The sequence below is a fragment of the Microcoleus sp. Pol14D4 genome (assembly GCF_036701245.1).
Lineage (GTDB): Bacteria > Cyanobacteriota > Cyanobacteriia > Cyanobacteriales > Microcoleaceae > Microcoleus.
On sequence record NZ_JAUBQM010000073.1, the window covers coordinates 1 to 22,490 of the forward strand.

Consider the following 22,490-nt stretch of genomic DNA (forward strand, 5'->3'; position numbering starts at 1 on the left):
GAGAAATAAGTTTATTGGCTCGCGTTCTGGGACTACTTAGCTCAGATACTCCAACCAGCGGTTATTGAGCAGTTACTACGGGTTTTGCAGCGATTAGTTAAAACGCGCACATTTGTGATTATTTTTGACATCCAACCAAAGCCTACTGTGCCTAAAGAATAACGGCGAATGCAGCGAAGGTTTGAAATAGAATTAATCGAGATACCTGCGTTAGTTGAATAACCGACTTTCCAGCGATTTCTCCCAGCGACAGAACCTACTGATAGCTGGGAGAAGTTTTTATCAATTGAATGGTGTTAACTCAATAAATTGTCAGTAGCCGACTTTTTAAAGTGTACTAACTACAACTTGTTATCATAGTCTAGATTGACGCTCTAGAGCTATCGCATTTGTACGGATAGTTACAATTGTATGAGTAAATATACTTTGTACGGATAGTTACAATTGTATGAGTAAATATACTCTGATTGATAGCTGTGCGATCGTAGATGTGGCTAATAGTAGTATAGCTTGCGATCGCAACAGCTTCTCCCTCTAACAACAGCTAATTTATTTCCTGCAATTGGAGCAAGAATCCTTTGTTAAGGAGACCTCCAAATTAAAAGCTACCCCCTAGCGGGAGAAGTTAAGCGATCACCAAATTCTTGCCATTATGAATGCTAACAACTCTCTTATAACCCCCCACAACACTTTTCCTGAATCAGCCAGCCAGGAATCCCCTCAAGTTAAAGAAGTAGTTGCAGTAATTTTCCCTTTCCTTATTCCCGCACCTGCTGAAGAACATCCCTTCAGGTTAAATGATATCGTTAAAACTGGTAACCAATACGGTACTGTTACTTCTCTCAATCAAACTGAAAAACCTGTGACAATTACTTGGGACGCAATTTCCGGCGAAGATTCATTTTCTTGGACTTATAACCTCGACGAAATCCGCGCCCTCAAAATCTCTCTCGTTCCTAAGTTTATCCCTCAAAAGACTGCTGGAGAACTTCCAGCTTGCACAACTATCGTACTCGCTAATTCCGAACAGATACAATTTAGTAACGCAACTCGTTTCAAAGTAGAATCGCTGAGCGAACACCACATTCTCATCTCTACTCTCGACCAATCTTATCTCTTTCCCATCAACTTGTTTCCAGGCTACCTGACAAGTTGTACTATAGATATTCCTGCACCCCAGCAATTAAAAGACGCCCGCTGTTTGTCTGTCAATGAACTCAGAATCAGAGCTAAGACGCATTTAGCTCTTGAAGTACCCGACAACTTTTTAGAATTCGCTATGCCAATCCACAACCAGCAGTTAAAAGAAAAACTGGCTCGACAATTGAGCGAAGAAAATTACGAACTTCTCGACTTTAACATAGCTTGGGAAGAAGCCTGGAAGCAGCAGTTAGAAAACCTAACAAAAAAACAAGGCTTCTACGGATTTAGAGAGGGAGATTGCATTTTACAGCACCGAGAAGGAGTTCAACCCATGGGGACAGTTATTACCTTGAACGTTGAAAATCCACGTCCATTTCAAATCCAGTGGAACAGCGGAGAAGTCCTAAGTTACAGCTTGACAGAACTCAAAGGTTTGGGTATTGCCCGCATCGAACCCCTGGTTAAATTATCGCCCAATGTGGCTTATCAAATTAGCGAAGACGGCTCCTATTTTACAGCTTGGATTGGGTTCCGTACTAAAGCACTAGCTAAAGCGTGGCTAATACCTGTCAAAAAGCTAGTCGGCAACCTTAGCAACTTAATTGATTGCCAAATTTCTGAACTTCAACATACAGGAGCTAAATACGAGTATGCTGTAGAATGTCCCCGCCATAAAACATTAAACAAGCGTTTAGAAGCTCTGGGAAAAGTTGCTGAACTTGACTTGGAAAGGATGCCCTCCCAGAGGTAAATGGCGATTGGCAAGTAGAGATTAGGGAATGAACGCTGTCTTTTTTTGCTGAAACAAATAGCTGAAAAATTTGCCATTTGTACTACTATTTTTATTAACAAGACTTACGCACAGCCTCAATATATGGTGTTTGGTAGGCGCAATCCCCCGTGTGAAGCGGAGCTATCCTGCCAGTGAATCGCCGCCCGCATCCCTAAAATTGTTGCGTAAGTCCTAATTAAGTTAGCCAGGATTTAGGAGAAAGTCAGTGAAATTATTCCCTAATTTATAACCATTAAAAGTGATTAAAAGCGATTATCGGACTACTTAATAAGCGTCGCATTCCCCCACTCCCCACTCCTCTCAAGGGTAGGTTTTTTACAATTCAGAAATTGAGGGCAAGCAAGAGGCAAGTTTTAAAGGCATAACAAGTCGAAATCCGGGCTTTTTCGCGAATGGCTCTCTCCCTTTCTCCCTCTCTCCCCCTCTCCCTCTCTCCCTCTCTTCCTTGCCCGGAATCTAAAAAACCTACTCTTGAAAGACTCCCCCGTCAAGCTAACGCTTAATCAGAGGTTGATAAAATTAGTAATGGACGCTAACTAATGATTCAAACCTTACTCGAACAACCCCAAAAACTTACACAATTTCCCTTCACGCTCAAACCGCAACAGCAGCAAGCCCTTGACAAATTGAGAACCTTTCTAACCACTACCGAGTCATTCTTCTTGCTGTGCGGCTACGCAGGAACTGGAAAATCCACCATAGTCTTTCAAATTATCCAAGAACTCTTGAGTCAAAGCAAACGCATTGCCCTCACAGCACCTACTAACAAAGCAGTCGGCATCCTCAGAAAAATGGCAGCGTCTCAAGGCATTTTCGGAGTAGATTTTATGACAATACACCAACTTTTAGGATTAGGCATGGTCAGAAAAGAACAAGAAAAAGCCTTGTCACAGACAAGTTCCAGCAGCCTTCACCTCTACGATATCATCTTCCTCGACGAATGTTCGATGGTTGGAAGCGAATTGTGGAAATGGATAGAACGCAATTTTGAACGCACATTCTTCAATCACCGCAAGCTAATTTTAATGGGCGACCCGGCTCAACTCAATCCTGTAGGAGAAAAAAAGTCGCCTGCTTTCAGCATTACCAATAAAGCTGTACTGACCAAAGTTGTCAGGCAAGCAGGGGAAAGCCCTGTGCTCGATTTCATAACAGAATGCCGCTCTTTTGTCAATAGCAAAGCAGACATATTTTTGCCACACTCTAAATACAAAAAAGGAGACAAGTCAAACGGTGCATTCAAAGTTAAATCAGAAACGCTGCTGCAATATGCTGTCAAAACGATCGATCTAGAATTTAGTCAAAATCCTGATCGTTTCAGAATTCTGTGCTGGACTAACAAACGAGTCAGATACTACAATCACCTTATCAGAGAACAAGTCTACGGTCAAGCTGCACCCAGATTTGTACCGGGAGAAAGGCTAATTACCAAAAAACCCGTCATGGCACCTGACGGCAAAACCGTAATTTTGCCGACTTCAACGGAATTTACCGTCAAGGAAGTTGAGATTAACCAGCACGGAGGCTATCGAGTTTGGCTGCTAAAAATTGTGACTGATGACGGTTTATTTCGGCAAATCTTTGTCCTGCACGAGTCTGAAAATAAGCGTTACCAGGCTGAACTTAAAGAAAAGCTAAAGAGTGCTAAACGCAATGGATTTCTTTGGAGGAAATATTACTGGTTCAAAGATGACTTGTTCGCTGAAATTAACAATTGCTTTGCTCTGACTATTCACAATTCGCAGGGCAGCACTTTTGATGAAGTTGGCATTGACGGAAGCGACCTTTTCAGCAGATTGTTAATCGGCAAAGATTTGAGCAGCACACAGAAACTTAAAGAGTACCACCGGCTTTATTATGTCGGTGCAAGCCGCTGCCGATATCGGATATTATTTGTTGCCCCCAATGACTTGTACTCAAACAATAAACTTCTCAACCAAGAGGTAAACTTTTCAACCAAGAGGTAAAGTCCTCAACTCGAGCATTCGGAAGAAGGAAGAAGCAGTAATAGCAATGGTTTCAGCGATTAAGAATGTCCTAACCGTCGGGCGCGGTTGCTATAACAGGTAAAGTGCTCAACTAACAGGTAAAGTGCTCAACTAACAGGTAAAGTGCTCAACTAACAGGTCTATACCTTTCTAAAAAACAGTCACTAACGCTCAACTTTCAGAAAGCTTCTCCATCGGGACTTACGCTGCATAAGTCAATTTTCACACTATCTGTAGTAGTAACGTGTGCCATCAGCACCCTACAAGTAGAGTCTGTGCGTAAGTTCTATTTATAAAATAAGAAGAAAGGGAAACGGAAAGGCAAGGCGAAGCAGAAGGTAAAAATGGATAAAAAACTTTAGTTGTGGGTTGATAGCAATGCTCAAAAAATCAATAATTGTATCGATATGCACCGAGTTAGATACAAAATGTCCACCTTTCAATCCTATGCTTTTAAGCGTGGGTTCCTTCCCCTTCTCCTTCTCCTTTTCCTTCTCTTTCTCCTTCTCCTTTCCTTTCCCACTCCTCTTTCTCAACAACCTGAATAAGTGCTGCTACCGCAGCGGCCAATCGCACCCCTGACACCAGGCTAATTATGGCAAAATCTCGACAAACAGGAACACCGCATAAAAAGGAAGTATTGGAGAGAACAGTTAAGAAAAAACGCTCGGCTGCAACAGCCACTAATTCTGCAAAGACTGTGAACAAATCAGTCAAAGCAACAACTGAAACTGACTCGGTTTGCGAACCCTTAACAATCTCTCCACAACAAGTAGAAGCCTCGCAAACTTGCACAAATTTTGCAGCACTTCCAGCCGTCGATGCTCCTTCTCTAGAAACATTGTCAAATGAGGCGATATTGCCTTCCCCTTCTCCTCTCCCATCAGCTATTGAAGTTGTCTGCAATTCAAGAGAATTCAACGATTATATACAAGCCCTGAAAGGCATCATCCCCAGCAATAGCAGCCATCCCATTTTGTCCAATATTTTGATTGAAGCTGATGCTGAAACTCAACATTTACATCTGACTGCTTACAACTTAGAATTTGGAATGCAAGTGAGCTTTGGTGCGAATGTCAATCAATCTGGAAAGCTTACCCTCCCCGCACCCATACTTGCTGACATTCTGGGAAAATTTCCTAGCGGCAGCCTTACCTTAAAGAGTTCTTCTGAAATTATTAAAGGAAGCGACGTTCCATCAGTCAGTGCCACTCTGAGTGCGTCAAGAAGCAAGCACGCCATTCGCGGGCTAGCTGCAGACGAATTTCCGGCTATCCCCAGCGTTCAACAGAAACTTGTAACGCTTCCTGCTAGCGTGTTAATTTCTGTCCTAAAAGCTAGCTTATTTGCTGTAAGTTCTGAGGAAAACAAACGCATTTTAACAGGAGGGAATTTTCAACTCAGTCACGACGCAGACAGAGGACTCGATCAACTGAGAGTTTGGACGACAGATGGGCATCGGGTAGCAATGGTTTTAGGATTGAACGAAAGCAGCAATTCCTATCTTTTGAGCCGTCAAGTAGTTAATTTTACTGTCCCTGCTAAGGTACTCCGGTTATTGGAGCGTTCTTTGAATTCTGCTGACAAAGTTACGATTTACTATGAAGGTTTGCCAGAGCAACCTAGTAATTTTGTCGCATTCGAGTGGAATAATTGGCGGTTGACAACGAAGTTGCTAGAAGGGCAATATCCGATTTGTGACCAAATTATCGCTCCCTATCGACCTGAATTTAGCCATCAAGTGGTGGTTGAGAGGCTGAGCTTTTTAAAAGCCTTAGAGAGGTTAGCTTCTCACAGCGACAAGTCTCACCTAACAGCTATTTTAGAATTCGATTTAGATGCCCAACAAGTGCGAGCATCACTCAACAATACTCTCAGTTCAGGAACTGAGACAGTTGATGCCAAACTATGGGGTTGTGAGTTTTGTCTCAAGTGTGACATCCGCTATTTGATTGATACAGCCAAAGCGATTTCCAGCTCAGATTTGCGGGTGTTAATGGCAACTCCTACCGCTCCCCTACTGATTGTACCGTTTGGAACGCCTGCGTCGGGTACAGAGGCTTTAGAGTGCGAATATATTGTCGCTCCGCAAGAATAGTCATGGGGGGAGTGGGGAGTAGGGAGTGGGGAAGTGGGGAGGAGAGGAAAGAAAAGAGTAAGAAGAGGAGGAGTCGCGAGCGATTTGACTACCAATCATACTAAATTCGGGTTACTCACCGCCTTTTTGAGTTCGATCGCTAATTTTTCCCCCTTCCCCCTCTTCAGCAATAAAGGGATTTTTAACCCTGATTTGGTATCACCTGTCTTGCCCTACTCCCCACTCCCCATTCCCCACTCCCTTTTTCCTCCCCCCTATCGGGGAATAGTTACCAGAAGTATTCTAATCACTCAAAATGTACCAACCACTGCACCTCAAATACCGCCCCAAAAACCTACAAGAATTAGTGGGTCAAGACACCATCAAAACAACCTTGACCAATGCCATCACCTCCGCCAAAATTGCTCAAGCTTACCTATTCACTGGCCCCAGAGGAACAGGCAAAACTTCAACCGCTCGCATCCTTGCTAAATCTCTCAATTGTTTGAATAGCAAAAAGCCAACCGCCACTCCTTGCGGGGAATGTTCAAGCTGCAAAACCATTGACTCCTGTTCAAGCTTAGACGTAACTGAAATCGATGCTGCCTCTCACAATGGTGTGGATGATGCCAGAGAATTAATACAACACAGCAACTTTGCGCCAGCGATGAGCCGTTACCGCATTTGGATTTTAGACGAGTGTCACCAACTCAGTACCAGCGCTCAAAATGCTCTCCTCAAATGCCTTGAAGAACCTCCGGCTCATGTGGTATTTATTCTGTGTACGACTGAAGCACATAAAGTCCTGCCGACAATTATCTCCCGCTGCCAAACTTTTAACTTCCGATCTCTGTCAGTTGATGCTATTGTGGGACAATTGGACAAAATTAGCGTCGCTGAATCTATTGCGATCGCAACTTCGGCAATGCGGGCGATCGCTCGCACCTGTGACGGAGGGTTAAGGGATGCCCTGCAACTACTCTCTCAGCTTTCACTGCTAAATTCAGAGATTACGGTTTCTTCAGTGGCAGAAGTCTCTGGCAGCATTAGCGAGGAAGACTCGATCGCCCTTCTCAAAGCTATTCATTCTGGCGATACCTTAAGCGTACTGCAATCTTCGAGAACGCTCATTGACAGCGGCAAAACCCCCAAACTGATTCTCAGCAACTTGCTAGCAGCAATGAGAGACTTGCTCATTGTCAAATCAACGCGCCACTGCCAAAATTTAATTACAGGGCCCGTTGGCTACTCACAACTGCGATCGCTCGCTCTTCATCTCGATTTTGAAACAATTGATGCGGCTTGTACACAATTGCAAAAATCAGAATTTCAATTGAGAACCAGTACGAATGCTGCTACCTGGTTAGAAGTCTGCTTGCTGAACTTGATAGGTAAGAGCGAACCCGCTGCCCCCGAAATGCGATTGCCGGCAACTTCCCAATCTAATCGATTTGACAAACTTGATAAAAGCCCTCAAGATGTTAAGGCTACTGCTCCTGCTCCTGCTCCTGACTTAGAGGCAACTTGGGCGCAAGTAATAGCAGCAGCGAAACCAGGCAATCGCGACCTCTTGAACCGAGCTAAAATTGCAGAACTTTCTACTGATTCATGTGTGTTAGTAGTAGAAAGAAAATACGCGACTAAGTTTAAAAGTCACCTTGAATCCGTGCAGCGTATCGTCACTAAAGCTCTAGGTCGTTCTGTTAATGTCACTGTCAAACAACAGGAGGATTTAGCAGCATGATCTATATCTTAATTGGGCATGATACCTACGCGATCGCCAGAGAAGTGGAAAAGTTCAAAACTCAAACTCACCCTCTCTGGCGAGATTTCAACATCCACCGCTTCGATGCTTCTTCCCTGGATGCAGCCCTCTCTGCTGCTGCTTCAGTTCCTTTCGGCGGAGGAAGCAAACTCATTGTCGTTGAAAATTGCGATTTTAAGCAATTTGGAGAAATGGGGCTAGAATTGCTGCAAATCTTGCCCCAGTTACCTACCACGACGCATTTAGTCTTCACTGCTGGTGCGATCGACAAGCGGCTTAAGGTGGTCAAGCATTTGTTGCAGTTTGGTCAACTTAAGGAGTTTACTCTCATTCCTCCTTGGCGTACTGATTTGATTGAAAGTGCGATCGCTGCTACTGCTAAACAGATGAATCTCTCAATTGCCAGAGATGCTGTCAGTTATCTAGCGGTAGCCATTGGCAACGATTCTGCTAGAAGAGTTAGTGAACTGGAGAAATTAGCCATTTATGCCGCGGGATCTCGCATTACGAAAGAAGGTGCTAAAATCCTCGTTCCAGCTACCACAGCCAGCAGTTTCCAACTTGCCGAAGCTCTTTTAAAAGGTCAAGCAGTGGAGGCAATTAAGGTGCTTGACGAATTGCTCTCTAGGGCAGAGTTTCCTTTAGCAATTATTGCTACTCTTCAAACCCAGTTTAAAACTTGGCTGTGGGTAAAAGCTACTCTCAATTCCGGTCAACAACGTTCTGATAGCGAAATTGCTAGTATGTGCGGAATTAGTAACCCCAAACGGCTATATTTCCTTAAGCAGGAGGTTAAGGAAGTATCTGCGAACTCCTTAAGTCGAGCACTCTCCATTTTGTTTGATTTGGAAATTGCCCTCAAAACTGGAGACAAGCCTGACTCGATGTTGCCTGCTTTGCTCAGAATCACTCAACTCACTCACTTTAAATAACAGGAAAGCGCTGCCGAGTTAATCCGGCAGCCTTTCATTAACGGTCTTCTTAAAAAAGCTGTTATTTCATTACTTATTAAGGTTAATTTATAACATTTTAAGCGTAATATAATGTACAATAAGTCCAGATTGGTTGCCAAAGTTTACTGGAACTAAAGTCTAAGAGAGTCGCTTGCATCGAGCGGACTAAATAAAGTTTTGCTCGCTTTCCGCTTACTATATTTTTTCTGTAAGGTAATTTCGTCAATGCGAGTTACAACCGACCCAGCAGGTGGAGTTGTATTGTTGGCCCGGATGAGGCGTGCAAGTCGTAGCTGTATGATGTGACGTTGCCAAATACATCTGTCATCGATTTGACCTGTTCCAAGGCATCATAAACTACTGATTGACTGTTACCTTGGGAGGTTCTAATAGCGACGATTAGGCCCTCCGAATCCTCGTCGTATTCCATCGTTTAGGTGTGAGTTTGACCGTTGAGTCTAAATGTAGTTGTGGCGACTTCTATTTGACCGTAGTGAGTCGGAATATTCCGAACATTCGGTGTCGAATTAGACCTGAAAATTAACTCAAAACCCTGCATCGCACCAGTCGCTTCTGTTACAACTTATTAATTATCACTCATAGCGATGGCTTTTTGCCTGCATATTCAGGTATGCTGAGAAAATCAATAGCTATAAAAACCGACAATAAAATTGTGTTAAAATGTAAAGGTGTGAGGGCATGATTCCCGAATTTGATGAGAACGGCAACTTGCCACCAGGAGTGTATTGGGCCGAATGGGAAGAATTCAAAGATCGCTTTGGAATAACACCACTTCGTACTCGCATGATAGATGGTTTGCAAATGGCATTCTTAGCAGCTAAAGGCAGCAGGATGCCGAACAATTTACATCAATGGTAGTTTTATTACTAGCAAACTAGCTCCTCAAGATTTTGATGCTTGTTGGGATAGAGAAGAGGTTGATATGAATTATCTGAAAACTCATGCTCCTCGACTGAGAAATTATGCAGATAGAGCCGCACAGAAAGGGAGCATCCCGGTTTGGTAAATATCCCCAAATCAGCATAAAATGGGTAAAATCCAAAGAAACGTTAAAAAAGAGTAGAGAGAAAGAGCCATGACCCCTGAAGAACTAGAGCGATTGGAATGCTGTACGTCAGAAATTGCTAAAATTTTGTATAAGAATACACCCCCGAGTGAACTGACCAGTCTGGAAAATATCGAAAAGCATCTCAGGCAACAATGGCTTGAAAAAATCGGCCCCCAAATCGGTTTTTTTTTATCAAACAAGCAACGGGAACAGAACAAGGACGACCCCAGCGAGCGTAAAAAGCTGTATTGGTGAACTAAGAATTACTGAAAAACAGGCCCAAAAATTAGAGGTTAAGAAATCAACTAGATTATCTCCATTATTTGAAAAATGCTGTCTCCGTCAAATTGCTAATCTTTCCTACGAAAATGCTGCCCAAGAAATGGAAGTTCAGACAGGAGTCAAAATTGGACACACTTGTTTACATCGATTGGTAGAAAAACAAGAATGGTCAGAACCTATAGCCAAAATCGAGGTTAAGGAAACTAGCATAGATGGAGGGAAAGTCCGTCTGAGAGGGAATTTGGGAGAAGGGTCTCATTGGCAAGATTATAAAGCGGTGCGGTTACATGAAAGTTATTACGGGGCTTTTTATCAAGATAATGAAGCGTTAATTAATTATGTAAATCATCAGCCTTTAGCCGAACTCTTAACTTGTCTGGGTGATGGACATGATGGAATATGGAAGATTATTAACCAGTTGAATCCTGGTAAAAGCCGACGCGAAATTTTAGATTGGTATCATTTAATTGAAAATTTATATAAAGTGGGAGGGTCGTTGAAACGTCTAGCTAAAGCCAAGGAATTTTTGTGGCAAGGCCTGGTCGAACCCACCATAGATTTATTTAAGTATGGTCGCAAAAAAACCGCCCAAAACTTTTGCAAATATCTAGAAAAGCATCGCTCTCGAATTGTTAACTATGAGCAATTATCACAAGCCAAGATTTGTTCTATCGGCTCGGGAGCGGTGGAATCGACGGTTAAACAAATAGATAGAAGGTTGAAAATTTCTGGGGCCCAATGGTTGAAAAAAAATGTCAATCAAATGCTAAAACTTCGTTGTGCCTACCTCAACGACCTCTTAGCCATTTGAGGCTTTTGCAAAACCGGGATGCTCCCGCACAGAAAGCTCTTTATCGCGGTGAAATCTTTCCGTCCGACCAGCCAGTCGGTAGTTACGATCTAACTTCCTATGAATTATTTCAACGGGACAGAGAGCTGCATCCTAAAGGAATTATTGCTATAGATTTAGTAAGGTGGTCGCCATGATTAGAAATAAAAAGCAATATGAGTATACCCAAGAGTTAGCGAAAAGATGTGAATCTACGCTAGCCCAGTATGACGCCCAAGATGAAGAGGTAAAAAATAACGATCCTTGGTGGTCAGTGATGCGTGAATCTATCCAAAGTCATCTGGATACTTTTAGGGCAGAAATAGCTGAGTATGAAAGATTGGTGGGGTGCGATCGCACTCAAGACCTCAAAATTGAAGTAGATTCGATTTTAGAACTGCCAAGAGTCTTAATTAAAGCTCGAATTGCTGCGAAAATGACTCAAAAAGAACTTGCGGATAGACTGGGGCTGGAAGAAAATCGAATTAAGCAATACGAAGACTCAGATTATCAATGTGCGAGTTGGGTGGAAATTATCGATATTACTGAAGCTTTAGCGGTTGAGCTGAAAACAGCTAGTTTTGTGGTGGATTTTCAGGAGATGGAAATTCGGAAAAGTTCTCTTGCTGAGTTTGTAGAACGACAGCAAAAGCAGTTAGAAGTTAAAGCTCAGAAAGTTGAAAAATAGTCATTAGTTATTGCCGATAGTACCCGCAGTTTTTAAGAGTACGAACGCACTCTCATCGGTGAAAGTCAGTTAACTGACATACCCAAAAACCGTTTAATAGCAGCTCATCTTTCCTGCATCATCCAAACCAGAAAGCCCAAGATTTGCTCAACCGGAGGAAGCGGATAATCTGTAAGGTCAATGGACGCGCATTGCTCTTCTAATTTAAGAAAACGCCAAACAGTACCGCTAGTCACCGTTCCATAAATCGTCGATATCGGCTGTTGCTTTTGTTGGTTAAAGCGTTGAGCTGCAACCATTTCTGCAAGGCATTGGCCAAGAGCCGGTTTAAGGTCTTCTTTCTTGGCTTCCACCAATATAACTGCCGGAGCTTTGATAAATAGTTGCTCCGGGGAACGACTCAGGAGAAAGTCAACATAGCCTGTAAGTTCAGCCTCCGGTTCTACATTGAATTCTTCACCAGAAAAAACGCTAATTTGTCCGGGAAGTTGGCGTTTTACTTCGAGTAACACAGGATTGATGATACCCTCAGAACGAGCTTTCTCGCTACTCACCGCGATCGCCCATGGAATCGTTTCTTTAAGAGTATCTTGTAGTAAAAGACTAGGAGTCACTGGGAGTATTTCTGGTAAAAAACGCGCTCCTTCAATGATTGTGAGATGAAAATCTTCTACAGCTTTGCTGAGAGAGAATTTACTGTAAGGCATAGGTTTATTATTCTTAATTGGATACTATAACACTTCTGCGTTAAATGAGGTACATCTAGTAATTGGTAAAGTGTACTGTACTAATTATATAGCCAGTCTAAATCATTACTCACAAGTTAAGCTAAAAGCACTATTGTCAATGAGTAATTTTACTCATTTTTTACCTGTTGACCCAATTAAAATATGACTCCATTTGTTCCTTTATTATTGAAAAAAAATTGTTCGGGACTTCTTTGAGTTCCAGGGAAAGGAGAAATAATTAGCCTGACATGAGGTTTTCGTCGTCGCTTAACGATCCCTAAATCTTGATTTTTACCGGCGGCAAAATACTTAACTAGGTCAGAAGCTAATCCTTTTTGATAGGCCACCGAAAAATGATACATTCCCCGATAAATCATTTCTAATGAAACCCGTTCAATTGGTACTCCTAATTCATCTGCCACCGCATCTCCTAAATCTACTAAAACCGCATAAAATAGCCAAGTAGCCCAGATTTGGAGCTGAATTCCGTTTAATGAACCTGTCCATAAATAGCTGAGATTTAATAATCTTTTTACTGTATAAAATGCGTCTTCAATCCGCCAGCGTCTTTGATATAAATCTGCTACTACATAGGGGGGCAATATTTCAGGTTCTCGGACACTTGTCAGATAAGAACGCCAGGAAGTCTTGGAGCGAATCTGTACTAATCTTATAGTCAAAGCTGGTGTCTGTTTTGTACCTGCACCTATTTTAATTATCTGGTCTTTGACATCATAAGTATTGGTTAATACCCGCTCGATTTGATAAGATGCACCTTTCTTTATTCGAGTGATAAATCCAATTTCTTGAGAAATGAGTTTTGACCAAAAAGCGAAGTGATAGAAGCCTCTGTCCAATAACAGTAAGGTTTTCGGCTTAACTGTTTTTAGTAAATCTTCCTCCCAGTTAGTATCTGCTTGTTTCGGATTTTCCCCAAACCAAATTTCTTCGGGAAGATGAGTTACTAGGTCGATGATTACTCCCATTTTTCCCGCTAATTGACCAATTGGCACATCTGATAAACTTTGTAGCTTCTTAAATAATGCTTCTAATGTTGAGCCATCAGCTATCCAGATATTATCAAAGCTTTTTAAGGCAAATTGTACGCTATCTGGTAGTGGTCTTGATTTTCTTGTTAACCATTTTCGGCGAAAATGAGGCAATAATTCTTTAAATACTTTCTCAAATAAAATGGCGGGAAAAGTTAAAAATCGTTGCGATAATGCTTGTTGACTAATCTCTTGCGGCTCACACCATAAAAATCCCTCTCTATTTAATAATCTGGTTAATTCTGTTACTCCCGCTACATCTCGCCATAAGAGACTTAATATTGCTGCCATCATTAATGGTAGTGTCAGAATCCTATCTCTTAGATTTAGTTGGCGATAAAAAGTTTTTTGGGCAGCCATTGCCGGAATTAATAAATCTTCCAGGTGATTCGCGATCACTTCATTTTCTACTTGGGGACGATTTTTTTTCTTTGCATGATCTCGGTTAATTCTTTTGTTGCGAATCATAACTGGTTCAACTCGGGCTCAACTGCTTGCCCGGTAAAGGTTTCATCCTATTTTACCTTTTTTTGTCTACCCCCTTGACAATTTGCACTTTTTCTTAACTTGTCACAAATGAGTCTAAATAAGTTGTGAAAAAAACAAGTTTTAAACGAACCGCGAAGACACGTTAGCGAAGCGGCGCGTTAGCGCTAGCACGCGAAGGTCGGAAAGAGAAGAGAGTTTCACGACTTCTGCAAGACTCATTATAGTGCCTCACGAGGCGGCGCGTGAGCGCAGTGAGCCAGAGGCCTACCGTTTCCCTAGTTCCTGAATTAAAACCCATAATTGCCACCAGTTTCAGTCCGACTCCCAGTGGTTTTTTTTGGAATTTCCTCTCTCGTTCTTTTTCCTACCTATCGGTAGTAAGAGAGGAAAGATTCATTCTTAGAGTGACCAATGCCTCCCAATTATATCAACCTTCTTTCACAACTAATAGCCAGACATGATTTTCACCAAAATAACTTCCCAGAAGCAAGCCACTTGCAGCCAACTGCAACAGCCGATTTGTGTGATTTTTTAGGCGAAGAGGTTATTTATCAGACAATCGCGCCTGCTATAACTCCTAAGCTCTACAAAATTCCTCAAGACTTGCCGCCTTCAATAATTTCTGCTTTGCACAGCCAAGGCATCCAACAGCTTTATTCCCACCAAATTAAAACACTCAAAGCCGTGCGCCAGGGCAAAGATGTCATCCTCAGCACAGCAACAGCTTCTGGCAAATCTTTAAGTGCGTACTTGCCTATTTTAGAGGGCATTCTCCAACATCAATTTACTGCACTCTCTATTTATGGCTTGAAAGCTTTAACAGCCGACCAAAGTCAAAAACTTGCCGATTTGCTCCAACTGATTCCTGAGCCTGCGCGCCCCCGCCTTGCCCTTCTAACTGGGGATACTCCTCCCCAAACCCGAGAACAATTATTAGCTACAAATCCTAGCATAATCAGCGCAACACCAGAATTAATTCACTATGCGCTGAAAGGCGTTCACTGGAGTCAGCCTTGGCAGCATTTTTTAAGTCGCCTCCGCTATATTGTCCTAGATGAAGCTCACACTTTTAACGGAGTTTACGGAGCTAACATGGCTAGCTTAATTCGCAGATTAAAATTGGCAGTAGACGAGCGCGGGGGTTGTTCTCAAAAACTGCAATTCCTGATGTTGAGTGCTACCGTTGGCAATCCCGTTAAATTAGCCAAGTTACTATCTGGTAGAAGTCAAAAGCGAAATATCAATAAACCCGAGCGGTTAGTTTGGATTAACTCTAGCGGAGCTGCTGTCCCAGAACGGCAATTAATTGTTACTAAACCGACTCATGATGCTAATTCAGATGTTGCTCGCATCATTATGTTTTTGTTGCAGCAAGGGCAAAGTGGAATTTGCTTCGGTAACGGCAGACAAGCAATTAAGAACTTGTGGGCAACTTTTAAGCAAGAAGCAGTAACTCAAACTAACTCGGGAATTGAGTCGCAAGTAGCAATTTTCTACGGCAGTTTAACAAGCGAGCGCCGCATGGAAATTATTAACTCTTTGCAGTCAGGAACAGTTAAGTGTATCCTCAGCACTAGCGCTCTCGAAGCAGGAATTGATTTGCCTCAACTTGACTTTGCTATTATTAGGGGATGGCCGGGAAGTTTGCAAGCTTTCAGGCAGAGGGCTGGCCGGGCTGGTCGCACAAACTCCGGTTTAATTGTCTTCATTCCTATTGCACAATCACCTTTGGATAACTATTTTGCCGAGCGCCCTGAATTGTTGCTGTCGGCTGAATCTGAATTGGTGAGCTTTAATGCCAATTATCCCATAGATATTGCCAAACATTTGATGTGCGCGGCTGTCGAAACAGGCATTCGGGCCAATAAGCTCAAGCACTACTTTGGCAAGAGCGCTCCTCAAATTGCAACGGCTTTAATTGAGCAAGGTGTTCTTCACAGAAGCCGGGATAAATTATGGGCTAAAGGCTTTCCGCATAAAGACGTAAACTTTCGAGGGGGAACGGGTGCTAGCACGATACAACTGGTGGATGCGGAGACTCAAGAAGAGATTGAACTCCTCAGTGCGGAGATTGCTTATCGAGAGGTATTTCCTGGTGCTATTTACCGCACGCAAAACTCAGACGGCTGTTTGGTGACTTATACTTCCCGCTCGCTCTTGAATGGCAAAGCTATTTTGCAAAACACCCCTGAAACTCGACTGTTTACTGTAGCGATTAGCCACACTGATACCAGCCTCAAGCAGAATTTGAGTTTGCCTCAACAAATCCCGTTGGTCATTCCAGAAGTTGAAGGAAATGTTCAAACCAATTCAACGGATAGTAAGGCAATTCCAGCTCAAGCTATTCTGGAACTGGTTTGGGGAGAAATTAGCCAACTCGTCACTGGTTATCAATTATTAACTCGCAATTACGAGTTAACTTGTCTCAATAGAAAGTGTGTCAATTACAAAGAGCATTTACCAAAATGTACTGCGTGTCCTGTTTGTGGCAAGAGAACTCGCTCTGCTGAGCTAACATCGGTTCTTAATGAGGTAAACTTTGAGCAACCTTACGAAATAAAATTTGCGACTCCTGTACTGCAAATTAGTTTTAATTCCCCGGTTGAATGTTATCTGCAACAGGTAGTAACAGCTACTCGCCAGGAATTGCTTCAATCTCAACAGGAGATGGAGCCCGGATATCAGCAGTTGTGGGAGTACCCCGCGAATTTGTTGGCTATTCACAGTTTCGGCCATCAAATTTTAGCAGCTTTACCTCTGACTATTTTGGCTTCACCTAATGATGTGAATTTTCTGGTAGAGAAGAGAGGTGCAAATGACTATGCAGGACTCTTTTACGATTTAGCAGAAGGAGGTTCGGGAACCTCGGAAGCTATTTTTCGTTCTCTCCCTCAATTAGCTCATGCGGCTGCTGAGTTAGCCCGCAGTTGTTCTTGCAGTTCTGGCTGTCCTAAATGTTTGATTCAGTCGGGATGCCCTGATGGTAATAAAGCTTTACTCAAGCAGGTAGGGCTGCTGCTGTGCGAAGCATTTTAAGAATGGGGGGAGTGGGGAGTGGGGAGTGGGGAGTGGGGGAATGTGGAATTATTGACCGAGATTTTATCATTCCAATGCAACCGGAAACGATATCACTTCATAAAAGCTATCAAACAAATAGGCAATTGTTCAACATTGCTTCCAGAGCGATTCTAATTAGGAAAAGCTACTCCCCACTTTCTCTTCCTCTCTTCGGGAGCATCTCATATTGGTAAAAACACTTCTTCTGGCTCCTTCCTTCTTCCTTTTTCCTTCTTCCTCCTGCCTTCTGCCTCAAAACTCCAATTTCTAGCTTGCTTACCTGCTTTCATTGAGATACTCCCGTCTCTTCCCACTCCCCACTCCCCATTCCCCACTCCCCATTCTTAAAATGTGTGAACCGCTACTGCGGTTTTTAGGGGTGCATTTTTCAGACTTGTACTCATGAAAAACAAGCTTGTCTTGCCAATCATTGACTCCAAAACTAAAGAGTCAACGCGGTTACATTTCAGAGAACAACCCTATAAACAAAAGAAAAAGCAAGCTCTAATCCCCAATCTCAAACGGGATTTAAAGCACGGCTGGCTGTTAACAATTCTCGCACAAATAGACCGATGTTTGTGGGGAAGGTGGGATTATTGGGCTTTGTGTCAAGCTGTCCCCAGTCATACCTGGATGCGGTGGCAGATGGAACCCATGCTAGCCATTCTGGAGAACAGAAAACCCGAAAAATTACCCAAATTTGTCATTGAGGAAACTTTACCAGCAGAACCGATTCCCCAAATTGAATGGCAGCATTCTCCTGCCGCAGAAGCCATGTTAGATAACACTCTCAATTGCATTCCCCAACACGGAGAATGGAAAACTCGGTCAGCTTGGGAGTATCTGGATTTTTTCTTGAACTGGGTTTTGTTCGCATTCGGACATCCAGCTTACAAGATTTTACCAAAAGAACCCGCCGGCTGTGAAGGTGCATCAATGCGCCTTTATCAAATGTTTGACCTGTCAATTTTGATGCTTTATCCTGAAGATTACATGGGCAGGCTATTGCCACAAATTTGCGGGAAGACTGCTCAAAAAAGTTCGGGTTTTTATCCGACACCCTTGGCATTGGGTCAGTTTATGTCTAAGTTAGTCAGCGGTGATAAGATAGAGCGAGTTTCCAACTTCAATGAACCTGCGTGCGGTACGGGTGCTTTAATGTTAGCACAGTCGAATTACTGTCTGAGCGGTATCGGTCAAGATGTAGAGCCTATTCTGTTAAAATGCGCTTTGTTTCAGTTTTATCTGTTTTCGCCTTGGTTGGCTATTCCGATTTGGTGGTTGGGTCAAACTGACTTGCTCCTCGGCAATAGTTTAAGTAGCGATCGACCTCAATCGATGAATGCTGCTTGCTGGTATAATGAGTGGTTTGAACCAGTCGAATCTCAGGCTAAAAATCCTACCGATCGTCTAAATGAAGATGAAATAAGTTCAGAAGAAAGCTCGGCAGTTATTGACTTGGACGATCTAACATCAATTCATTCAAATCCCGTAGTTCAAGAAGTTGTTAAGGGCAAACGCCGACCCAGGAAGACGACAAGATCACCTCACCAATTTTCGCTATTTAATTTAGACGATTTTTAAGGTGTAAAGAGGAATAAATGTGCTGTTTACTCCTCTTTTTTTTCGATTTTTAGCTAAATTATTTGAATGAATCAGAGCGGCTTTCTAGCATTGGTTATATCGCAATCGACTACATATAAAAACTGTAGCTGATCTGTGGCTCATCATCATCAGCACCTAAATATTTCATAACCTGACCGACTTTTCGAGCACAAGCTAGCGTAATTGGATACTTTCCATCAAATTGAGTGTTGTTCCAATTCATTTTGGTTAAACCTAAAATTTCCTGGCAAATTACGCCAGGGGATTCATCCGATTTTACAACTCGAATCTCCAAGGGTTGTGGAATATATTTTCCTGTATATGTTCTGTAGTGTTCGACGGAGCCACGGGTATACAGCAAATGATTTTCCTCATTCAATTCAATATGAATACCTCGGTATGACGGATATTCATTTCCACGTAAGATGCGTAAATCACTGTCAAGAATAGTGACAAAATCAACCTTGCGAATTCGCATTTCCTTTGCTGCTGACTCAAAGCCATCAAGTTCTTCATCGCTGTAATTTGAGGATTTATGCAACACAAGTCGCGCTGGAGAGGTATCTAATGCAGTTTCATATTCAGTTAGAGCGCGCTTTAAGAGTTGATAGGCTTGTGCTGCATTCAAATGAGGTATTCGATCGCTTTTATCGATATTAACCGGGGTTCCTCGCAAAATTACGTTATTGCCTAATTCATCAAAAATTTGGGCTAAACTCGTGTTCAACACCTTGCGATCGCGACTTCGATAGAAACCAATCCCAACAAAACATACGGAGGGTCGATTGATATTAGTAACCAGCTTCCAAGGAACCGTTCGATTAGTTTTGTAATAGAGAGCAGTACAAAAGTTCCAAGCTTTTGTAGCATCATCCTGCTGACCTTTTACATTCGACCCTAAAGAAGTTTCTCTAATGATTTGCAAGGGTTTTCCTAGAGACATTGCTTTAGCTTTTAGCGCCCGCCTAAAGTTGACTTCTAAAACATCATCTTTACCATCTTCTTCATTTTCTAATGTTTCTTCGACAGGTGTTATTTCTTGCTTATAAATTTTGTCATATAGTCGAGTGGGAATAACGCAGGTTATAACATCAGTCACGCGATTTTGAGCCAAAAATTTAGCTTGGCGATAGTATAATTCAACTGCTGCATAAACTCGTTCATTCCAATCTTTAATCTGAATGATTGCATTAATATCTGAGTTATTCAGTACCCGAGTAATTTCTTCATCAATTACTAGGAGTGCTTTAAATCCCAAGTCGGATTTAAACCCACAAAAGGGAACAAATAGGTTAGGTTGACGACTGTCTGGTTTGGCAGGAATGGGCTGCGAACATTTCTCTAACCAAGCGTATAACTTGGATAGCGTATCACTGGTTCCCACAGCACCAACTAGAACTCGTTCGCGTCTGATTTTAAGTTTCGTATCATAAACATCATAGTTCGTAATGCCCGCTCTTGGACAAATGTGAGAGCCTTGACCAAATTCTAATAAAGGTTCTTTAATGTAGTGTAATTTCATAAGTCTAATGGTAATACTATTTGCTCCCAATCATTAGTATTAAGGCTGCCATTGCTGGGTGATTTTGGATTCCAGTCATCATCATTAAGTAGCGGAGCATTTTCAAAAGTGATGAGTTCACCAAACCCTAAAAAAGGGTAAGTATATCTCGTAACAAAGAGATCTGAAGATTTCTCTGTTTTTAAAAAAGCTACAATAAACCGCAAATGATTGTAAACGTTTTTATTATTCTCCTCTCGCTTCAACCAATCGAGCTTATCCTTGGCAGAGAATGAACGTCGATATCCGTCGAAACTGAAAAACCAGTCTGGGATAATAGTAAGATACCAGCTTTGACCAAATCTCCGATATTGTGTACGAAATGCTTGGTGCTTACAACTTAAAATTTCATCTGGCTTATTATTCTTCATCACCCGTTCGTAAACAGTTCGAGTGCTCTTTTTTTCGCCATACCATTCCTCTTTCCGTATTGCATTCCCATCAATTTCTACAAAAATGAACAGTTTCTCTTGATGTTGCCACACAACATCTTGACGATATAACTTTTGTTGCAAGCATCGCCCTAACAAGGACTTGAAGACATTCTCAAAGTTTCGATCTCTTTTGTAAAACTCCTGAGAGTCAAGCGAGGTTGTTGTTCCACGATCGACGATTGCCGAAATCGGTATGCTATCATCTCTTAAATCATGGAAAGTTACGATTTTTCCTTCATGACAGATCCAATCCACTCCAAAAGCTAACCCTGCTTGCTCGATAGCAGCACGCGCAACATCTCGTGTTGATGCATCTTTCTTAAGTTTGATTTGACAATCTTTGGACTTTTCAATAACTTTCTCCCGCTCAACAACTAAATCTGAAATGTATAGCTGTTTAGGGAAAAATATTTCTAACAGATTGAGGTAAACCGTCTCTGTACCTTTAGCATAGTATGAGCTAGAAGTTGTAACTGGAATTTGAACTTTATTCGATGCAGTAAATTCGCTATTCCATTGTTGAGAATCCAGGCAGCCTATTTCTGCAACTATAGCGTTGAGTGTTTGCTTAGTCTCAAAACCGATAAACTCACTATCAACCACATTATTAAGAAATATCAATAATTGGTCTTTCCCTTCAGCTAATATAAGTTCTATCAATTCTGAAACGAAAGCTAAGCTATTTTTTTCCAGAGAGTTAATGTGGGGAATTAGATAATTAAAGCCTGTGAAATTCAAAAGAGCTTTGCGCTCCACAAGGCTTTGAGTAGCTGGTATGTTTAATAACATCTGTAGCAATTGCTGTTTGAAATTTCTAGTCATTGAAATCTAAATATTTGTATAAATTATCCTTAACTAGGTAGTTAATGCTGCGAGCCTAAGCATATCTGCAAAGTCGGAAGGTAAGTCAGCTAAGATACTTGTTACCAGGATACCCTCATTTCTAAAGTAACGCTGCTGGGTTGTGGGTTCAGGAATATTACCTCCTGCGTGGTGCAGGGCAAGAACCTCCCAGCCATCATTAAAAACCGGTGAACCAGAAGAACCATTCAAGGTAGAGGTTATATACTGCATTACATTGCCGCCTACATATTGAACAAAATTGTTTTGTAGTGAAATTTGCTTGGGTTGTCCCAATGGGTGCTGAATAATATTGACTCTGATACCGCTACTAATCTCCCTAGGTAGTAGTGGTAACCACCCCCATGTTTTTCCAGGTTCTCTTTCGATTTGAACTAAAGTGTAATCCAAGGAGTCGTTAGTATGAAATACCCCATTTGGTTTGGCGCGATACTCATCTATCTGTTGAGCTTCTCCTTGGAAGCTCTCTTCATAATTAAAACGAAAAACTGAGTTTGTAAGTAAATTTGAGCTGGGCAATACATGATTGTTGGTTAACAACAAATCTGGGGCTACGAGAAAACCTGTACCTGACCAACGTTTTTGGTTTGTCTGTACCCCAATATAAGCAATCGAACGAGATACTTGAAGCCCTTGGCGCAAGAATGAGATTGGACGTAGTGTATTTTCACCAATTATTTTCTCTGATACATCTGTGGTGGTTTCTGTTCCCCGCCAATCGCGGATGTTAGGTAATGTTGCGATTGGAGTCATCATGTCATACTCGATCAGCAACCTATCCAAAGAAGCTTGCTGCTGAACTCCTACAAAACTCTTCAGGGTATTCAAGAAAAGCCCCAAGACCTCATGCTCGAAATTTAGACGCCCGTACTTTGACAGATAGCTAACGATCTCGCTAACTGCCACAAATGAAGCACCTGAAACATCGATCATTGGTATCAACTGTTTCAAACCAGCTAGTTCCAAAATTCGTTGGCGCGGGCGCTCCGTGGCTAGTTCTGGTATATCTTTTAGTAGAGTTATTAATTCTTTATAGTCTTCAGCCTCTAAATTGACCATCTTTTTATTAGTATTTCAACAAAGAAGCCTCTTTGCTGAGATGGGTAAAATAAGGGCACA

At 42.1% G+C, this 22,490-nt stretch carries 19 protein-coding genes and 1 pseudogene; 12 read left to right on the forward strand and 8 right to left on the reverse strand.

What is annotated here, in order from left to right; translation table 11 throughout:
- The first annotated feature begins 652 nt into the window (after nucleotides 1–652).
- The gene (locus tag QUA33_RS21645; protein WP_333151039.1) at nucleotides 653–1,894 is read left to right on the forward strand and encodes a hypothetical protein; all 1,242 of its coding nucleotides are present in this window, start codon (nucleotides 653–655) and stop codon (nucleotides 1,892–1,894) included.
- A 581-nt stretch (nucleotides 1,895–2,475) separates the two neighbouring features.
- The gene (locus QUA33_RS21650) at nucleotides 2,476–3,903 is read left to right on the forward strand and encodes an AAA family ATPase (protein ID WP_333151041.1); all 1,428 of its coding nucleotides are present in this window, start codon (nucleotides 2,476–2,478) and stop codon (nucleotides 3,901–3,903) included.
- Nucleotides 3,904–4,377: 474 nt separating this feature from the next.
- Here QUA33_RS21650 and QUA33_RS21655 read toward each other — a convergent pair whose 3' ends face one another.
- The gene (locus QUA33_RS21655) at nucleotides 4,378–4,641 is read right to left on the reverse strand and encodes a hypothetical protein (protein ID WP_333151043.1); all 264 of its coding nucleotides are present in this window, start codon (nucleotides 4,639–4,641) and stop codon (nucleotides 4,378–4,380) included.
- On the opposite strand from QUA33_RS21655, the gene dnaN reads away from it, so the two are divergent.
- The 3 genes from dnaN to holA all read left to right on the forward strand — a co-directional run bounded on the left by dnaN (nucleotide 4,625) and on the right by holA (nucleotide 8,698).
- Nucleotides 4,625–6,022: a DNA polymerase III subunit beta gene (dnaN, locus tag QUA33_RS21660; protein ID WP_333151045.1), complete on the forward strand. Its 1,398-nt coding sequence runs from the start codon at nucleotides 4,625–4,627 to the stop codon at nucleotides 6,020–6,022. The two genes, QUA33_RS21655 and dnaN, sit on opposite strands and share 17 nt — an antisense overlap.
- Nucleotides 6,023–6,317: 295 nt before the next feature.
- Nucleotides 6,318–7,745, forward strand: coding sequence for a DNA polymerase III subunit gamma/tau (dnaX, locus tag QUA33_RS21665; protein ID WP_333151047.1), 1,428 nt, complete (start codon nucleotides 6,318–6,320; stop codon nucleotides 7,743–7,745).
- The gene (holA, locus tag QUA33_RS21670) at nucleotides 7,742–8,698 is read left to right on the forward strand and encodes a DNA polymerase III subunit delta (protein WP_333151049.1); all 957 of its coding nucleotides are present in this window, start codon (nucleotides 7,742–7,744) and stop codon (nucleotides 8,696–8,698) included. Before dnaX ends, holA begins: the two co-directional genes overlap by 4 nt.
- Nucleotides 8,699–8,951: 253 nt before the next feature.
- Here the strand turns inward: holA and QUA33_RS21675 are convergent, their stop codons facing one another.
- Nucleotides 8,952–9,149 carry a hypothetical protein gene (locus QUA33_RS21675; protein ID WP_333151050.1) on the reverse strand — a complete coding sequence of 66 codons (198 nt, stop codon included), beginning with the start codon at nucleotides 9,147–9,149 and terminating at the stop codon, nucleotides 8,952–8,954.
- Between the two features lie 3 nt (nucleotides 9,150–9,152).
- Nucleotides 9,153–9,278 (reverse strand): hypothetical protein, encoded by a 126-nt coding sequence (locus QUA33_RS21680; RefSeq protein ID WP_333151052.1) that lies wholly within the window; start codon nucleotides 9,276–9,278, stop codon nucleotides 9,153–9,155.
- Between the two features lie 140 nt (nucleotides 9,279–9,418).
- Between QUA33_RS21680 and QUA33_RS21685 the strand changes: the two genes are divergently transcribed.
- The 5 genes and pseudogenes from QUA33_RS21685 (at nucleotide 9,419) to QUA33_RS21695 (ending at nucleotide 11,587) form a co-directional block, all read left to right on the forward strand.
- The gene (locus QUA33_RS21685) at nucleotides 9,419–9,598 is read left to right on the forward strand and encodes a DUF6932 family protein (RefSeq protein ID WP_333151054.1); all 180 of its coding nucleotides are present in this window, start codon (nucleotides 9,419–9,421) and stop codon (nucleotides 9,596–9,598) included.
- A gap of 4 nt (nucleotides 9,599–9,602) precedes the next feature.
- Entirely contained in the window at nucleotides 9,603–9,746 is a 144-nt protein-coding gene (locus QUA33_RS28310; RefSeq protein ID WP_445304775.1) for a hypothetical protein, read from the forward strand.
- Between the two features lie 69 nt (nucleotides 9,747–9,815).
- Nucleotides 9,816–10,881: pseudogene (locus tag QUA33_RS21690) on the forward strand (ISKra4 family transposase).
- On the forward strand, nucleotides 10,809–11,057 hold the full coding sequence (locus QUA33_RS28315) for a DUF6932 family protein (protein ID WP_445243273.1): 249 nt from the start codon (nucleotides 10,809–10,811) through the stop codon (nucleotides 11,055–11,057). The pseudogene QUA33_RS21690 and the gene QUA33_RS28315 overlap by 73 nt, the downstream one beginning before the upstream one ends.
- Nucleotides 11,054–11,587 carry a helix-turn-helix transcriptional regulator gene (locus QUA33_RS21695; RefSeq protein ID WP_333151056.1) on the forward strand — a complete coding sequence of 178 codons (534 nt, stop codon included), beginning with the start codon at nucleotides 11,054–11,056 and terminating at the stop codon, nucleotides 11,585–11,587. Before QUA33_RS28315 ends, QUA33_RS21695 begins: the two co-directional genes overlap by 4 nt.
- 104 nt (nucleotides 11,588–11,691) lie before the next feature.
- On the opposite strand, the gene QUA33_RS21700 is transcribed toward QUA33_RS21695, so the two are convergent.
- Together QUA33_RS21700 and QUA33_RS21705 are read right to left on the reverse strand one after the other, a co-directional pair.
- Nucleotides 11,692–12,294 (reverse strand): hypothetical protein, encoded by a 603-nt coding sequence (locus QUA33_RS21700; RefSeq protein ID WP_333151058.1) that lies wholly within the window; start codon nucleotides 12,292–12,294, stop codon nucleotides 11,692–11,694.
- Nucleotides 12,295–12,470: 176 nt separating this feature from the next.
- Nucleotides 12,471–13,832 carry an IS4 family transposase gene (locus QUA33_RS21705; protein WP_333151060.1) on the reverse strand — a complete coding sequence of 454 codons (1,362 nt, stop codon included), beginning with the start codon at nucleotides 13,830–13,832 and terminating at the stop codon, nucleotides 12,471–12,473.
- A gap of 432 nt (nucleotides 13,833–14,264) precedes the next feature.
- On the opposite strand from QUA33_RS21705, the gene QUA33_RS21710 reads away from it, so the two are divergent.
- Both QUA33_RS21710 and QUA33_RS21715 read left to right on the forward strand, forming a co-directional pair.
- Nucleotides 14,265–16,889: a DEAD/DEAH box helicase gene (locus tag QUA33_RS21710; protein WP_333151062.1), complete on the forward strand. Its 2,625-nt coding sequence runs from the start codon at nucleotides 14,265–14,267 to the stop codon at nucleotides 16,887–16,889.
- Nucleotides 16,890–17,312: 423 nt separating this feature from the next.
- A complete protein-coding gene (locus QUA33_RS21715) occupies nucleotides 17,313–18,494 on the forward strand; it encodes a hypothetical protein (protein WP_333151064.1) in 1,182 nt (393 codons plus the stop codon).
- Nucleotides 18,495–18,603: 109 nt separating this feature from the next.
- On the opposite strand, the gene QUA33_RS21720 is transcribed toward QUA33_RS21715, so the two are convergent.
- The 3 genes from QUA33_RS21720 to QUA33_RS21730 are packed head-to-tail and all read right to left on the reverse strand — an operon-like array spanning nucleotide 18,604 to nucleotide 22,430.
- Complete coding sequence (locus QUA33_RS21720) at nucleotides 18,604–20,037, reverse strand: hypothetical protein (RefSeq protein WP_333151066.1); 1,434 nt, start codon at nucleotides 20,035–20,037, stop codon at nucleotides 18,604–18,606.
- Nucleotides 20,034–21,332, reverse strand: coding sequence for a hypothetical protein (locus QUA33_RS21725; protein ID WP_333151068.1), 1,299 nt, complete (start codon nucleotides 21,330–21,332; stop codon nucleotides 20,034–20,036). Before QUA33_RS21725 ends, QUA33_RS21720 begins: the two co-directional genes overlap by 4 nt.
- 33 nt (nucleotides 21,333–21,365) lie before the next feature.
- On the reverse strand, nucleotides 21,366–22,430 hold the full coding sequence (locus tag QUA33_RS21730) for a trypsin-like peptidase domain-containing protein (RefSeq protein WP_333151070.1): 1,065 nt from the start codon (nucleotides 22,428–22,430) through the stop codon (nucleotides 21,366–21,368).
- Nucleotides 22,431–22,490 lie beyond the last annotated feature (60 nt).